Source organism: Flavobacterium sp. YO64, assembly GCF_004119505.1.
In the GTDB taxonomy this organism is placed as follows: Bacteria; Bacteroidota; Bacteroidia; order Flavobacteriales; family Flavobacteriaceae; genus Flavobacterium; species Flavobacterium oncorhynchi.
This window is the reverse complement of the sequence record NZ_NRQV01000012.1, coordinates 126,127-141,221: the sequence shown is the minus strand read 5'-3', so window position 1 is coordinate 141,221 and position 15,095 is coordinate 126,127. Positions and strand designations below refer to the sequence as shown.

Here is a 15,095-nt window from a genome sequence, read left to right as displayed (position 1 = left end):
ATATTTGAATTTAGTTGTTATTTGATTAATTTATGAATGTACTTCGTTAGAATTATAATGTTGAGATAATGTAAAGCCGATATGATAAATATGATAACGGCTGTTTTTATGCCAATAATTTCTATTAATTGAGTTGATGATGTAATTTTAATCCAGGAAATTAATGTCATGGCACAATAACCAATATTTAAAAGGTAATATCCTAAAAGTAAAATCTGATTGATTTTTTGACAAATGGCTGCATGGTTTGGAATTAGCTCTAAAACAAAAACATTTCCGTTTTTGTAGCAGATTTTTCCCACTTTTAGAATAATGAAAATCGTAATGCTGAGATAAATAAAATATCCTGTAATATTAAAGTTCATAATTGCCGATTTAAAAATTATTAGTCGAGAAACTATTATGTCATTTTTTCTAAAACATCTACTGATTCTAATTTTCTTTTATTCATAACAGTAATTTTTGATCCTTTAGCTAAGAAAATTGATGATGGTTTTATGTTTTGAAGAAATCCAAAATCACTTCCATAAGTTTTTTTAAAATCAATTTCAATGTTATAATCTAAAACTTCAAATTGTTCCCATCTTGGATGTTGAACCTCATATTCAAAAGTGGTTTTAGTATTGATTTTTGTGTAACCGAAATAATGTTCTGTAATGAATTCTCCTTCAGAATCAATCTCAATTTCTATTGGATTCTTTTTAGTTTCTATTTGAATTGTATTCCATTTTTTGGCGTTTTTCCATTGATAAATAAAAGTATTGGTGTTTTTATTTTCAATAACTTTATGTCTCATTTTTTGAGTTTCATAATGTTCTTGATACAATGTATTGGCAATAAAAGTGATCGCTTTTTTAGGAACAATTTCTTTAATAAAAACTACGCCGCGTTTCCATTCGCCATTTTCAAATCGTTTTACATAGAATCTCAAATTCACTTCTTCGAAATTGATGTGAAAGGGAATTTTAAATCCTAGAACTTTCGTGTTTTTAAACATAAACCCCACTAAGCTTACATAACATTTGTTGTTCCAAATATCAATCTCAGTTCCTGCGGGAAGATATTTTTCTAGTATTTGAGCATCAACTTCATAATTGAAAAGAGCTAGGTTTTTCCATTCTGCTTTTAAGAAGTTCATTTGTTTGCTTTTTTATAGATTAATATTGAAAGATAAAATGCCAGTATAATTGGTATTCCGATTCCAAAATAAGTTTTGAAATCATCAGATGAAAAGGGATCGATGTAAATCATAACAAAATAGAAAACGACTCCTGCGATGTACAATTGAAGATATTTGTTTTGAGGTTCGTGAAATAATAAATAACCACTAATAATAATTTGAAATAATCCCAAAAGTATAATGGACAATAAACCGAACACTGTTAAATCTATAATTTTTAAGAAAGCCAATAGAAAAAGGATTGTAGGTATTCCAAGAAGAAAAGAATTGATGTAGTTTATTGTTTTCATACTTATTGATTTTTTTAAACTTTCAGAAAAAAATGAAAGTTATGGTTAAATTTTTTTACTTCATCATTTTTATAACCAATTTACCCAACCAGTTATCATTAAACTCAGTCATTTTGTCTAACATATTGTCTGCTTTTAAAACGAAATCGTACAATTTGGTAGTCTGATCTACAAAATGTTTTTCTTCTGCCGAATCTTTAGCTTCGATTGTCGAAACTTCTTTTAAGATTTTCAGCGTTGGCTTAATTTCTCTTTTGCTTCTTTCTCTGGAAATTTTTACTGCTAATTCGTCTAAATCTTTTTCTGCAGTGAAAAATTCTTTTCTTTCGCCGGCTTTGTATTCTTTATAGACAATTCCCCAATCCATTAAACCTCTAAGGTTCATGCTGGCATTTCCTCTAGAAATTTGCAATTCTTCCATAATGTCTTCCATAGAAACTGGTTCGTTCGAAACCATTAATAAAGCGTGGATTTGTGCCATCGTTTTATTAATTCCCCATTGAGAACCTAATGCTCCCCAGGTTTGTACAAACTTATTTTTTGCTTCTTTGAATTCCATAGATCAAATGTAAGTAAAAGTTTTTAAACTTTCAAAAATAATTGAAAGATATTTAACGAATTATAAAGTTATGTTAATTCAAGCCTCGAAATTTTCGATTAAATAATGATGCAGCTATTTTTGTAAAAATCATATTTATGGAATTATACTACACTTTTTCAGTACTTATTGTACTAGCTTCTTTCTTCGCCTATTTAAATTTAAGATTTTTAAAGCTTCCGGGAACGATCGGAATCATGATTATTGCTATGTTAGTTTCGGTAGGAATTCGTCTTTTAGGAGATTCTTATTTTCCTGCTACGACAAAGCATTTTTTTGAGTTAATAAAGGAATTTGATTTCAACGAAATCCTAATGGGAGCGATGTTGAATTTTCTGTTGTTTGCGGGTGCACTTCACGTAAACATGTCAGATCTGAAAGAGCAAAAAGTTCCTATTATGATTTATTCTACCGTAAGTGTAGTATTGTCTGCACTAATTATTTCTACGCTTCTTTATTACATAGCGCCATTTTTAGGAATAAATATTCCGTATATATTTTGTTTAGTTTTTGGAACATTAATCTCTCCTACAGATCCAATCGTAGTTTTAGGAGTTTTAAAAGAGGCTAAAGTTCCTAAAAGGATCGAGACTAAGATTGTTGGAGAGTCATTGTTTAACGATGGTGTTGCGGTGGTAATGTTTGCTGTTGTTTTAAAAATGGCAACTGATCCTACATTTGATGCTACTTTTGGCTCAATTTCATGGTTATTTATTAAAGAAGGAATAGGCGGACTTTTATTAGGAGCAGTTTTCGGATTTACCGCATCTAAGGTTATGAAGAGGATTGATGATTATAAAGTTTCGGTTTTGATTACACTTTCTATCGTAATGGGAGGTTTTTTGATTGCGCAAAGTTTACACGTTTCAAGTCCTTTGGCAATGGTAGTTGCGGGATTAATTATTGGTAATTACGGAAAAAAAGTCGCAATGAGTGAAGAAACCAAAGATTATTTGGAGAAGTTTTGGGAGCTTATTGATGAAATCCTGAATGCTATTTTGTTTTTATTTATTGGTTTTGAATTGTTATTACTGCCAGATTTAAACAAACAATTGCTGACTGGTTTTGTGGCTATTTTTATAGTGCTTTTTTCAAGATTAACAGCGATAGTTCTGCCTTGGAAATTCTTTGATATATTTAAGTTCTTCGGAATTAAGTCAGCTTACAACAAAGGCTCTTTAATGGTTTTGGTTTGGGGAGGAATTCGTGGAGGAGTTTCAATCGCGCTGGTACTTTCTATGCCTGAAGGCGAATATAAAAACCTGCTTTTGGAAGTAACTTATATTGTAGTATTATTTTCTATTGTTGTTCAAGGGCTGACTGTTGGAAAATTAGCAAAGAGAGTTTTGGAGAAAGAGTAGAGATTTAGAAATAGATAAAGAGTAAAGAAATAAGATTTGTGCTCTTTGTCTTTAAAATTTATAACTAAAAACCCGAAATAGAAATATTTCGGGTTTTTCGCTATCGTTTATCTTCTTTAGAATAATTAGATTCTCCGTTAATATTAATTTCTCCGCCTAAAAAACGAGGTTCTCTATTTCTGAAAACATCAAAAAAGGATTTAAAAATTGAACCATATTCTCTAAAGCAAACATATTTATACCCAAGATATTCTCCTTTATTTGCAGAATATCCAACTGATTTAATTCCTAGTTTTTCTCCGATGTAAATCGCACGATTTAAATGATATTCCTGAGAAATTAAAGTAGCTTTTTTGATTTTGAAAATGTGTTTGGCGCGATACATTGTAGAATACGTATCGAAACCGGCATAATCAATAAATATTTTTGTTGTGTCAACTCCGTGATTAAAACAGTAGTTTTTCATTACCGTTAATTCGTCATATTCGTCACGGCCATTGTCTCCAGAAAGTAAAATTTTATTAATACGCTTGGCTTTCCAAAGCATAATTCCCGCATCCAAACGATCTTTTAAATATTTGCTTGGCTGATCTCCATTAATTCCTGCTCCAAAAATAATTCCAACATCATTTTTAGGAAACCTTTTAATCGAATAATAAATATTTTTTTTGGTTGAAGATTTTACATAATAATTTACAGAGATAATTGCTATTAGTCCGATAACTGCAAGATAAAGTGCTATTTTAAAATATTTTTTCACGGCTTGTATTTGTAAGATTAAGATTTAAAAATACGAAGATACTTAAAGTAAAACCAAATAAAAAACCGAAGTATTTCTACTTCGGTTTCAAAATTTAATTTTCTAACAAGCTTTATAACAATCCTGCTCTTTTTAGTAAAGCTTCAGGTTTTGGTTCTTGTCCTCTAAAGCGTTTGTATAAAATCATCGGATGTTCTGTTCCTCCTTTTGAAAGAACATTGTCTTTAAATTTCTTTGCAATTTCTTCGTTGAAGATTCCATTTTCATGGAAATATTCAAAAGCATCAGCATCTAAAACTTCTGCCCACTTGTAGCTGTAATATCCAGAAGAATATCCGCCTTGAAAAATATGAGAAAAAGCTGTACTCATTGCATTTTCTTTTACATCAGGATACAATTGTGTATTTGCAAATTGTTCCGTTTCGAAAGCTTTTAAGTCAGTAATATTAGTTGGATCTTGTCCGTGCCAAGCCATATCTAATAATCCAAAACTTAATTGACGCAATGTTGCCAAACCTTCTTGGAAACTTGCACTTTCTTTAATTTTCTGCACATATTCAATCGGAATGATTTCTCCAGTTTCATAATGATTCGCGAACAAAGCCAAAGCTTCCGGTTCGTAACACCAGTTTTCCATAATCTGACTTGGTAATTCTACGAAATCCCAAAAAACAGAAGTTCCGGATAAACTTGGATAAACTGTGTTTGCCAACATTCCGTGTAAACCGTGACCAAATTCATGGAATAAAGTCGTTACTTCATTAAAAGTTAATAATGAAGGTTTTGTTTCCGTTGGTTTTGTAAAGTTGCAAACGTTCGAAATATGTGGTCTTTCGTTTACGCTGTCTTTTACATATTGTGATTTAAATGAAGTCATCCACGCACCGTTTCTTTTTCCTTTTCTAGGGAAGAAATCAGCATAGAAAATCGAAACCAAATTGTTTTCTGCATCTTTTACTTCATAAGTAGTAACTTCTTCGTGGTATTTGTCTATGTCAAAAACTTCGGTGAAAGTTAAACCGTATAATTTTTTGGCAACTGTAAATGCACCGTCTAAAACTTTTTCTAATTGAAAATAAGGTTTCAGTTTTTCATCGTCTAAATTAAAAAGCTGTTGTTTTAATTTCTCAGAATAATATGCACCGTCCCATTTCTCTAACTGCTCAATTCCGTCTAATTCTTTCGCGAAAGCAGTTAATTCAGCAAATTCTTTTTGAGCTGCCGGTTTTGCTTTTGCTAATAAATCATTCAAGAAAGAAAAAACTTTCTCTGGGCTTTCTGCCATTCTTTCTTCTAGAACAAAATGTGCGTGCGTTTTGTAACCTAATAAATTAGCTCTTTCAAAACGTAATTTTGCAATTTTTAAAACATTTTCCTGATTGTCGAATTCGTTATTTTGAAATGCTTTTGCTCCAAACGCAATTGCCATTTTTTTACGTAATTCGCGATTATCAGCATAAGTCAAAAACGGAATATAGCTTGGATGATCTAATGTGAAAATCCAACCTTCTTTTTCTTGATTTTTGGCTAATAATCTTGCTGCTTCAATTGTTCCTTCGGGTAAACCAGATAAATCTTTTTCGTTTGTCAAATGTAATTCGAAAGCATTCGTTTCTGCCAAAACATTTTCGCCAAACTGTAAACTCAATTTCGATAATTCTTTGTCGATTTCTCTCAATTGGTCTTTTTTGTCTTCAGGCAAATTGGCTCCGTTTCTGGAGAAGCCTTTGTATTTTTTATCTAAAAGCGTAGTTTGTTCTGGATTTAGATTCAGACTTTCTTTTTGATCGTAAACGGCTTTTATTTTAGCAAATAAAGCAGCGTTTAGCGTAATGTCATTTCCAAATTCAGATAGTAAAGGCGAAACTTCCTGAGCAATTTTCTGCATTTCATCATTCGTTTCAGCTGAATTTAAGTTGAAGAAAATACTAGAAAGACGGTCTAAAATATCGCCCGAAAAGTCCATAGCAACAACAGTATTTTCAAAAGTCGGCGCATCTGGATTATTTACGATTGCATCAATTTCGGCTTTAGCCAAAGCAATTCCTTCATTGAAAGCAGGAACATAATCTTCGATTTTAATTTGCGAAAAAGGTGCAGTATTATGTTTGGTATTGAAATATTGGGTTAAGACGCTCATAAGTAGAGTTTTTTTTAAGTAGTCAGTGGTCAGTTTTTTAGTGTTCAGTAGTTGTCTTTATGAGAACTGAACACTAAAAAACTGACCACTGATCACTAAGTTTATTTATTAAGACCTTCAGCCGCTTTATTAACCGCAGCTTTCAATTCTTCTTTATAAGAAATAATAGTGTCAAGGACTTTTTTATCATGGCTTCCGATGATTTGTGCTGCTAAGATTCCCGCATTTTTTGCTCCGTTTAGCGCTACAGTTGCAACTGGAACACCGCCTGGCATTTGCAGAATCGATAAAACTGAATCCCATCCATCAATCGAATTGCTTGATTTTACAGGAACTCCAATTACTGGAAGCGGAGACATTGAAGCCACCATTCCAGGTAAATGTGCCGCACCGCCAGCACCGGCAATAATTACCGAAATTCCGCGAGTATGTGCATTTTTACTGAAATCGAACAATTTTTCCGGCGTTCTGTGCGCCGAAACGATATCTACTTCAACTTCTACATTAAATTGTTTTAATATATCGATTGCATCCTGCATAACTGGCATGTCTGAGATGCTTCCCATTATAATAGCTACTTTGCTCATGTGTTTATTTTTGTTGTGTTTTGTTTCAGGTTTAAAGTTTCAAGTTGCCAGATCTGAAAACTGCGACTAAGGACTAATTACTATGCACTGATTACTCTAATAGTGTTCTTAACTTCTTGCGCAATTCGTCTTGCTTCCGCCATATCTTCATTTACAATAGTAACGTGACCCATTTTTCTGAATGGGCGAGTTTGTTTTTTTCCGTAAATATGTGGAGTAACACCATCCCATCCTAAAATGGTTTCGATGTTTTGATATACTACATTTCCAGAAAATCCTTCGGCACCTACTAGATTTACCATAATTCCGGCAACTTTACTGTCTGTGTTTCCTAACGGAAGATCTAAAATAGCACGTAAATGATTTTCGAATTGTGAAGTATAGCTTGCTTCGATAGAATAATGTCCAGAATTATGCGGGCGAGGAGCGACTTCGTTTACTAAAATCTCATCGTCTTGAGTCTGGAACATCTCAACAGCCAAAAGTCCAACGTGGTTGAAGTTTTTAGACACATTCAAAGCAATTGCTCTTGCTTTTTCGGCTACTTTATCATCAATTCTTGCTGGGCAGATTACGTATTCAACTTGGTTTGCTTCTGGATGAAATTCCATTTCTACAACCGGATATGTTTTTATTTCTCCTGATGGATTTCTTACCACAATTACCGCTAATTCATTTTTAAACGGAACCATAGTTTCTGCAATACATTCGACATTTGGAAGATTATCTAAATCAGAAACCTGACGAATAACTTTTACACCATTTCCGTCATAACCAAATTCAGTACATTTCCATACGAAAGGCATCTCGACTCCGCTCGATGTGACAGCAGATTTTAATTTGTCTAGATTTTCAAATCTTTCGAAAGGTGCAGTAGGGATATTATTTTTAGCGTAAAATTCTTTTTGAACGCCTTTATTCTGAATTCCTTTTAGAGTTTTTGGAGAAGGATATATTTTTAAACCTTCATTCTCTAATTGTGTTAATGCTTCAAGATTTACTAATTCGATTTCAAAAGTAAGAACGTCGACTTGTTTTCCGAAGTTGTAAACGGTTTCATAATCCATTAAATCGCCTTGAAAGAATTTGTTGCAGGCAATTTTACTCGGCGCTTCGTCGCTTGGATCAAGAACGTAAGTTTGTATGTCAAATTTTCTGGTGTCAAACAAAAGCATTTTGCCCAATTGTCCTCCGCCTAAGATTCCTAATTTAAAATCAGAAGAAAAATAATTCATTTTGTGTTGTGTTTTTGCAAAGATACCTTTTAATCTTTTTTTAGCCAAAATTTAGTTTTTTGCCACAAATTAAAAAGATTAGAATGATTTTTTTGTTTGCCACGAATTACACCAATTTTCACGAATTTGTTTATAACTCAGTTTTAGAATTAATTAGTGAAAATTGGTGTAATTCGTGGCAACTTAAACTATTCAATTTTTTTCAAGACTTCGCGGGCAACGGCTTTGTAAGCTGCGGAATGATCTCCGTAATCTTTGTTTAAAATAATTTGAAGTTCGGGATGAATCCAATCGTAATGATTTCCCAAAACATATAAAGTTCGAATTGAATATGCTTTTGCAGCCACTTTTACATCATTTATAAGCCAGTCGAAACTCGCCTCGATACAATCCTGAAGATTTTCTTCGGACATAAGAATGCTGTTTTCATCTTTTTTATAATGTGATTTTACCAAAAGTTGTGTCACTTTTGCAATTGGCCGAATGGAACTTTCATCTTTAAGTACTTTTAAATTTGAACAGAAAAAATCAAGATGAGGCTGTAGCCAAAGTAACTCTTCATAAGACACAAATTCGAGGATCCAACAGGCTTTGTGATTGTTTTTGTCTTCGGGCGTAAAACAAATAGAAACTAATTCGTTAAAAAATTGTGGGCTTTCAAGAATGAACTGAGCGCACTTTAAGCGATTTTCTCTATGAGCCGTAACATAATCCAGTTTTTCTTGCAGTTCAGAAAGCATTTTTTTGAATTTGATTTAAAAATACAAATTTAGGCTCAATTTTCGGTTCTCAAATTCGAAATCTGTATCTTTGTCCATTATTTTAAATTTAAAAATAATGATACAACTTCACGATAAACAATTTGTTCCGTTTATTTCGGCTAAAGAAATTGATTTTGCTTTGACTAAATTAGCTGCACAGGTAGAAGATGATTTTGGAGATGATACTCCAATTTTTATTGGAGTTTTGAATGGCGCTTTTATGGTCGTAGCGGATTTTTTGAAAAAATATAAAAAACCTTGCGAGGTTTCGTTTATTAAAATGGCCTCTTATGAAGGTACTGAAACAACAAATTCGGTTAAAGAATTAATCGGAATCAATCAGGATTTGACTGGCAGAAGTGTTGTTGTTATTGAGGATATTATCGATACAGGAAATACTCTGGAAGAATTAAAACATTTGTTTAAAGCACAAAATGTAAAACACTTTAAGGTGGCAACATTGTTCTTTAAGCCTGAAGCTTATAAAAAAGATATAAAAATAGATTACATCGGAATCAGAATTCCGAATAAATTTATTGTAGGTTACGGATTGGACTATGATGGTTTAGGACGAAATCTTGGCGAAGTATACAAATTAGCAGAATAATTTTAAAGACACACAACTATATATTCATTTTAAACTTCTTCGAAAATTAAGAAGTCACACAACTCACACGTATTATGATTAACATTGTTTTATTTGGAAAGCCGGGAGCAGGAAAAGGAACTCAGGCAGAATTTTTAAAAGAAAAATACAATTTAACACATCTTTCGACTGGAGATATTTTTCGTTTTAATTTAAAAAATGATACAGACCTAGGTAAAAAAGCAAGAGTATTTATGGACAATGGAGAATTGGTTCCTTGCGAAGTTACTACTGCAATGTTAATAGATGAAGTAAACAAACATCCTAATACAGCAGGATTTTTGTTCGACGGTTACCCAAGAACAATTGATCAAGCTGAGGCTTTAGATAAATTTTTACCAACAATTGGTTCAAGCGTAACGGCGACAATTGCTTTAGAGGCTGATGACGAGATTTTGGTAGCACGTTTACTTGAAAGAGGAAAAACAAGCGGAAGAGCAGATGATCAGGACGAAGAGAAAATTCGTGTAAGATACCAAGAGTACAATGAAAAAACGGCTCCATTGATTGGTTATTATAAAGAACAAAATAAATTCCATGCCGTAAATGGTATCGGAACTATTGAAGAAATTACAGAGCGCTTAACGTCAGTTATAGATAATTTGTAGAAGCTACCCGAAATTTCGGGACTAGCTGGCGATTTATCCCAACAGTGATTGGGACACTAAAAAAACTATTTTTCTTTTTCATAAAACGAGCTTCTCCCGACGCTTTGGGAGTCGATTGTTTTCTGGCGGGAAAAATTAGTTTTTTTAGCTTCGAGCTAAAAGAATACTAAGATTACAGTAAAATTTAAATAACCAAACAAGTAACGAATCTACTAAACATTGGAAATACTAATAATATTTTTTCTAATACTATTAAACGGAGTTTTCTCGATGTCAGAAATTGCATTGATTTCGGCTAGAAAAAACAGACTGGAAACGGCAGCGAAAAAAGGGAACAATAGTGCCAAAATTGCGTTGGATCTGGCTAATTCTCCAAATAAGTTTTTATCAACTGTACAAATCGGAATTACCTTAATTGGAATTTTGACGGGTATTTACAGCGGTGATAAAATCACAATGGATGTAGAAGTATTTGTAAGCGGATTTGAAGTTTTAAAACCTTATGCACATTCTATAGCAGTTGGAATTGTAGTTGTTGTTTTAACTTTTTTCTCTCTTGTTTTGGGTGAGTTATTGCCAAAACGTATTGGATTAAATTATCCAGAGGCGATTGCAAAAATGGTTGCAATGCCAATGAAAATAGTTTCGATTATAACAGCACCTTTTATTTGGCTCTTAACAACGTCTACTGATTTTTTACTGAATGTTTTACAGATAAAACCAACAGCTGACGGAAAAGTTACGGAAGAAGAAATTAAGGCAATTATAAAAGAAGGAACTGAGGTTGGAGAGGTTCAGGAGATTGAACAAGATATTGTGGAGCGTGTTTTTCATATTGGAGACAGAAAAGTAAGCTCTTTAATGACACACCGAAAATCTGTTGATATGCTGCCGCTGAATGCAGATAAAATCAAAGTTAAAGAGTTGGTAGTTCAGGATTTACATGCTGTTTATCCAGTGTACAATGAGAATTATGATGATATTGCTGGAGTTGTTACTTTGAAAAATATTTTTGCCAATATTGAAAAGGATAATTTCGATTTGCGAGCTATAATGACAGATGCGCCATATTTAATGGAACAAACTACTGCTTACAAAGCATTAGAAAATTTTAAAAAGACGGGAGTTCACTACGCTTTAGTTTCAGATGAATACGGAGTTTTTCAAGGATTGATTACTTTAAATGATATTTTGGAAGCTTTAGTTGGTGATGCATCAGAGTTTTATAAAGATGAGTTTCAGCTTATAGAGAGAGAAGATGGTTCATGGCTGGTTGACGGACATTATTCACTGCATGATTTTTTAACTTATTTTGAATTGGATGAGTTGACAAATGATTACGAAGTAAATACGGTAAGCGGGATGATTATGACGGAACTCTCTCATATTCCAAAAGAAGGAGAAAAACTAATTTGGCAGAAATTTGTCTTAGAAGTTATCGACATGGATGGAGTAAAGATTGATAAAGTGCTTGTAAAAACGCTTAAAGAGTAAAAGAGAATTTGTTTCATGTTTAAAGTTTAAAGTTTCAAGTTGGCGTAGCGCAATGAACCTGAAACTTGAAACCTGAAACTTGAAACTACACATAAACAAACAAAAAATGACAGAAGGGAATTTTGTAGATTACGTTAAGATATATGTTTCTTCCGGAAAGGGAGGAAAGGGATCTACGCATTTACATAGAGAGAAATTTATTGAAAAAGGAGGTCCTGACGGTGGTGATGGAGGCCGTGGCGGACACGTATATTTAGTTGGAAATAAAGGTCTTTGGACACTTTTTCATTTAAAGTTTGCGCGTCATATTAAAGCTGGACATGGTGGAGACGGTGGAGGAGACCGCAGTACAGGAGCAGATGGTGAAGATAAATTTATCGAAGTGCCGTTAGGAACTGTTGTAAAAGACAAAGAAACTGGAGAAACTCTTTTTGAAGTTACTGAACACGGAGAAAAAAGAATTCTTTCTAAAGGAGGAAAAGGTGGTTTAGGAAACTGGCATTTTAGAAGTTCTACAAATCAAACGCCAAGATATGCTCAACCGGGTTTACCAGGTGTTGAGATGGATGTTATTCTAGAACTTAAAGTTTTGGCTGATGTTGGTTTAGTTGGTTTTCCTAATGCTGGAAAATCAACATTGTTGTCTGTTTTGACTTCGGCTAAACCAAAAATTGCGGATTACCCTTTTACAACTTTAAAACCAAATTTAGGTATTGTGGCTTACAGGGATTTTCAATCTTTTGTAATTGCTGATATTCCTGGAATTATTGAAGGTGCAGCAGAAGGTAAAGGTCTAGGACATTATTTCCTGCGTCACATTGAACGTAATTCGACATTGTTGTTTTTAGTTCCAGTTGATACGCCAGACATTAAAGCAGAATACGATATTTTGGTAAATGAATTAACAAAATACAATCCTGAAATGTTAGATAAAGAACGTCTTTTAGTAATTTCAAAATGTGATATGCTGGATGATGAGCTTAAAGCAGAATTAAAAGCAGAACTAGATGTGTCTTTTAAAGACGTTCCATATATGTTTATTTCATCTGTTGCACAACAAGGTTTAACTGATTTAAAGGATAAACTTTGGAAAATGCTTAATGAGTAATTTATATTCTTAAAATAATAAAAAAGGCATTCTAGAAATAGAATGCCTTTTTGTTTTTATAATGTTAAATTCGTAATAAATGAGTGCAAAATTGATATCATGTTCAATTTTGGTATTCTTTAAGATGAAATAATTGTCGAAATGAATTATATTCGCAGAACTTAAACAAAATAACATGAAAAAAGTAGTTTTATTCTTGACCATGTGCCTAATGGCTTTTCCTGTAAGAGCTGATGAAGGAATGTGGTTTTTGATGTTTATCGAAAGATTGAACCATAGAGATATGGAAAAAATGGGCTTGCAATTAACAGCCGAAGAAATTTACAGCATTAATCACCATAGTTTAAAAGATGCTATTGTACAATTTAATGGAGGTTGTACAGCTGAAATCGTTTCAAACAGCGGTTTGGTACTTACTAATCACCACTGTGGATATAGTGCGATTGCAGAACTTTCGACTGCAGAACAAAATCATTTGAAAAATGGATTTTGGGCAAAGCAAAGAAGTGCCGAATTGAAACCAAAATCATTGTACGTTCGTTTCTTTGTTCGTATGGACGATGTTTCAAAAAGGATCTTGTCAAAAGTAAATGATCAAATGACTGAGGCTGAAAGAAACAAAATTATTCAGCAAGAAATCGCTTTGATTGAAAAGGAAAATAACGAAGGCGGAAAATATACTGTTTCTGTTCGTCCTTTCTTTCAAGGAAATGAATATTACTATTTCGTTTACCAAGATTATACAGATGTTCGTTTAGTTGGTACACCGCCAGAAAGTGTTGGTAAATTTGGTGGAGATACAGACAACTGGGAATGGCCTCGTCAAACAGGAGATTTCTCTATGTTTAGAGTTTACGCTGATAAAAACGGAAATCCTGCTGCATATTCTAAAGACAATGTGCCATTACAGCCAAAACATTACTTACCTGTAAGTATTAAAGGTGTAAAAGAGGATGATTTTGCTATGATTTTAGGTTATCCTGGGCGTACAAACCGTTGGATGCCAGCTGGCGGAATCGAGCAAAATATCAAGTTTGCTTATCCTGCATGGGTTGAAGGTGCTAAAACTGGAATGGATGTAATGAAAAAATATATGGACAAAGATGCAACAGTTCGTTTGCAATATGCGTCTAAATATGCTTCTACTGCCAACTATTGGAAAAACCGTCAAGGTATGATTGATGCTTTAACAAAAGCGGGAACTGTAGCAACAAAAACAGAACAGGAAGATAAGTTCTATGAGTGGGCAACAAAACCTGCTAACAAAGAAAAGTATGAAAACGTAATTCCTACTATCAATGATTATTACAGAGAAACAAATTTAAAAGCGACTCATGATAATTATCTTACACAACTTCTGCGTACTTCAAGTTATGCAACTGGACCAGCTAATTTAGGAAATGCTTTAATTGCATATTATAATGAAAATGATGCAAAAAAAGCTGAAATGCTGCCTAAGATCAATGCAATGATTGATAACATTTATGGCGAATTTTATGCTCCATTAGAAAAAGATGTGTTAACAGCTCAATTGAATTTATATTCTTCTAAAGCTGTTGGATATGGTTTAGCTCCGCAAATCGCTAAAATGAAATCTGAAAATAACGGAGACTTTACTAATGATGTTGCAAAAGCAACCGAAATCAGTTATTTTACAACTAAAGAAAAAGTATTAGCATTTATGGCTAATCCAAAACCATTAGCAATTGTACATGATCCTTTGTATATCATCTCTAATGATTTATTGACTAAATACCGTGCTAAAACAGACGATCAAGCTAAAGCTGATGATGGTTTTGCAATTGCTTTCCGTAAATTAGTAGAAGGTCTAAGAGAATCAAAATTAAATGCGATTCAATATCCTGATGCAAACTCTACTTTGAGATTGACTTACGGAAAAGTTCGTGCTTTACCTGCAGATCCTCGTAACGATGCTAAAATCAACAACTATACTACAATGGAAAGTATGGTGAAAAAGTACAAAGCAGGAGATCAAGAATTTGATTTACCAGCTCGTTTGTTAGAGTTAAACAAGAAAAAAGATTTTGGGCAATATGCAGATAAAGCAGGTTACATGCCGGTAAACTTTTTGACGGATAATGATATTACAGGAGGAAACTCTGGTTCGCCAGTTCTTAACGGAAAAGGCGAATTAATTGGAATTGCTTTTGACGGAAACATTGAAGCTATGGCTGGAGATGTTATTTTTGATTCGAAATTACAAAGAACTATCAATGTTGATATTCGTTATGTACTTTGGATTATTGATAAATACGCTGGAGCTAAAAACATTATTGACGAATTGACGATTGTGAAATAATCTCAAT

General features: G+C 33.1%; 15 protein-coding genes. 6 read left to right on the top strand and 9 right to left on the bottom strand.

The genetic code is table 11. From position 1 onward, the window contains the following. Positions 1-17 precede the first annotated feature (17 nt). From BOW57_RS10855 to BOW57_RS10840, 4 genes are read right to left on the bottom strand one after another with little or no spacing between them, the layout of a single operon-like run. Positions 18-365, bottom strand: coding sequence for a hypothetical protein (locus BOW57_RS10855; RefSeq protein ID WP_129054177.1), 348 nt, complete (start codon positions 363-365; stop codon positions 18-20). 35 nt (positions 366-400) lie between these two features. Further along, positions 401-1,138 carry a YqjF family protein gene (locus BOW57_RS10850; RefSeq protein WP_129054175.1) on the bottom strand — a complete coding sequence of 246 codons (738 nt, stop codon included), beginning with the start codon at positions 1,136-1,138 and terminating at the stop codon, positions 401-403. After that, complete coding sequence (locus BOW57_RS10845; RefSeq protein ID WP_129054173.1) at positions 1,135-1,470, bottom strand: hypothetical protein; 336 nt, start codon at positions 1,468-1,470, stop codon at positions 1,135-1,137. The genes BOW57_RS10850 and BOW57_RS10845 overlap by 4 nt, the downstream gene beginning before the upstream one ends. A gap of 55 nt (positions 1,471-1,525) precedes the next feature. Further along, the gene (locus BOW57_RS10840; RefSeq protein ID WP_129054171.1) at positions 1,526-2,029 is read right to left on the bottom strand and encodes a GbsR/MarR family transcriptional regulator; all 504 of its coding nucleotides are present in this window, start codon (positions 2,027-2,029) and stop codon (positions 1,526-1,528) included. Positions 2,030-2,166: 137 nt separating this feature from the next. On the opposite strand from BOW57_RS10840, the gene BOW57_RS10835 reads away from it, so the two are divergent. Then, complete coding sequence (locus BOW57_RS10835) at positions 2,167-3,429, top strand: sodium:proton antiporter (protein WP_129054169.1); 1,263 nt, start codon at positions 2,167-2,169, stop codon at positions 3,427-3,429. A gap of 100 nt (positions 3,430-3,529) precedes the next feature. On the opposite strand, the gene BOW57_RS10830 is transcribed toward BOW57_RS10835, so the two are convergent. From BOW57_RS10830 to BOW57_RS10810, 5 genes are all read right to left on the bottom strand, one after another. Continuing rightward, positions 3,530-4,189, bottom strand: a complete 660-nt coding sequence (locus BOW57_RS10830; protein ID WP_129054167.1) for a vancomycin high temperature exclusion protein — start codon at positions 4,187-4,189, stop codon at positions 3,530-3,532. 112 nt (positions 4,190-4,301) lie between these two features. Further along, on the bottom strand, positions 4,302-6,329 hold the full coding sequence (locus BOW57_RS10825) for a M3 family metallopeptidase (RefSeq protein ID WP_129054165.1): 2,028 nt from the start codon (positions 6,327-6,329) through the stop codon (positions 4,302-4,304). 101 nt (positions 6,330-6,430) lie between these two features. Beyond that, entirely contained in the window at positions 6,431-6,916 is a 486-nt protein-coding gene (purE, locus tag BOW57_RS10820) for a 5-(carboxyamino)imidazole ribonucleotide mutase (protein ID WP_068843754.1), read from the bottom strand. Positions 6,917-6,996: 80 nt separating this feature from the next. Further along, positions 6,997-8,151, bottom strand: a complete 1,155-nt coding sequence (locus BOW57_RS10815; RefSeq protein WP_129054163.1) for a 5-(carboxyamino)imidazole ribonucleotide synthase — start codon at positions 8,149-8,151, stop codon at positions 6,997-6,999. Positions 8,152-8,339: 188 nt separating this feature from the next. Further along, on the bottom strand, positions 8,340-8,891 hold the full coding sequence (locus tag BOW57_RS10810) for a hypothetical protein (RefSeq protein ID WP_089055346.1): 552 nt from the start codon (positions 8,889-8,891) through the stop codon (positions 8,340-8,342). A 97-nt stretch (positions 8,892-8,988) separates the two neighbouring features. Here BOW57_RS10810 and hpt point away from each other — a divergent pair, with 97 nt between their 5' ends. From hpt to BOW57_RS10785, 5 genes are all read left to right on the top strand, one after another. Beyond that, positions 8,989-9,519 carry a hypoxanthine phosphoribosyltransferase gene (gene hpt / locus BOW57_RS10805; protein ID WP_089055345.1) on the top strand — a complete coding sequence of 177 codons (531 nt, stop codon included), beginning with the start codon at positions 8,989-8,991 and terminating at the stop codon, positions 9,517-9,519. Positions 9,520-9,593: 74 nt separating this feature from the next. Then, entirely contained in the window at positions 9,594-10,166 is a 573-nt protein-coding gene (locus BOW57_RS10800) for an adenylate kinase (RefSeq protein WP_089055344.1), read from the top strand. Positions 10,167-10,385: 219 nt separating this feature from the next. Next, positions 10,386-11,660 (top strand): hemolysin family protein, encoded by a 1,275-nt coding sequence (locus BOW57_RS10795; RefSeq protein ID WP_089055343.1) that lies wholly within the window; start codon positions 10,386-10,388, stop codon positions 11,658-11,660. A 106-nt stretch (positions 11,661-11,766) separates the two neighbouring features. Beyond that, positions 11,767-12,768: a GTPase ObgE gene (gene obgE / locus BOW57_RS10790; RefSeq protein ID WP_089055342.1), complete on the top strand. Its 1,002-nt coding sequence runs from the start codon at positions 11,767-11,769 to the stop codon at positions 12,766-12,768. Between the two features lie 175 nt (positions 12,769-12,943). Next, complete coding sequence (locus BOW57_RS10785) at positions 12,944-15,088, top strand: S46 family peptidase (RefSeq protein WP_089055341.1); 2,145 nt, start codon at positions 12,944-12,946, stop codon at positions 15,086-15,088. The last annotated feature ends 7 nt before the right edge of the window (positions 15,089-15,095 follow it).

Bases quoted from the DNA above. Each gene is read 5' to 3' on its own strand.
- BOW57_RS10855 (WP_129054177.1), bottom strand. From the start codon at position 365: ATGAACTTTAATATTACAGGATATTTTATTTATCTCAGCATTACGATT.
- BOW57_RS10850 (WP_129054175.1), bottom strand. From the start codon at position 1,138: ATGAACTTCTTAAAAGCAGAATGGAAAAACCTAGCTCTTTTCAATTAT.
- BOW57_RS10845 (WP_129054173.1), bottom strand. From the start codon at position 1,470: ATGAAAACAATAAACTACATCAATTCTTTTCTTCTTGGAATACCTACA.
- BOW57_RS10840 (WP_129054171.1), bottom strand. From the start codon at position 2,029: ATGGAATTCAAAGAAGCAAAAAATAAGTTTGTACAAACCTGGGGAGCA.
- BOW57_RS10835 (WP_129054169.1), top strand. From the start codon at position 2,167: ATGGAATTATACTACACTTTTTCAGTACTTATTGTACTAGCTTCTTTC.
- BOW57_RS10825 (WP_129054165.1), bottom strand. From the start codon at position 6,329: ATGAGCGTCTTAACCCAATATTTCAATACCAAACATAATACTGCACCT.
- purE (WP_068843754.1), bottom strand. From the start codon at position 6,916: ATGAGCAAAGTAGCTATTATAATGGGAAGCATCTCAGACATGCCAGTT.
- BOW57_RS10815 (WP_129054163.1), bottom strand. From the start codon at position 8,151: ATGAATTATTTTTCTTCTGATTTTAAATTAGGAATCTTAGGCGGAGGA.
- BOW57_RS10810 (WP_089055346.1), bottom strand. From the start codon at position 8,891: ATGCTTTCTGAACTGCAAGAAAAACTGGATTATGTTACGGCTCATAGA.
- hpt (WP_089055345.1), top strand. From the start codon at position 8,989: ATGATACAACTTCACGATAAACAATTTGTTCCGTTTATTTCGGCTAAA.
- BOW57_RS10800 (WP_089055344.1), top strand. From the start codon at position 9,594: ATGATTAACATTGTTTTATTTGGAAAGCCGGGAGCAGGAAAAGGAACT.
- obgE (WP_089055342.1), top strand. From the start codon at position 11,767: ATGACAGAAGGGAATTTTGTAGATTACGTTAAGATATATGTTTCTTCC.
- BOW57_RS10785 (WP_089055341.1), top strand. From the start codon at position 12,944: ATGAAAAAAGTAGTTTTATTCTTGACCATGTGCCTAATGGCTTTTCCT.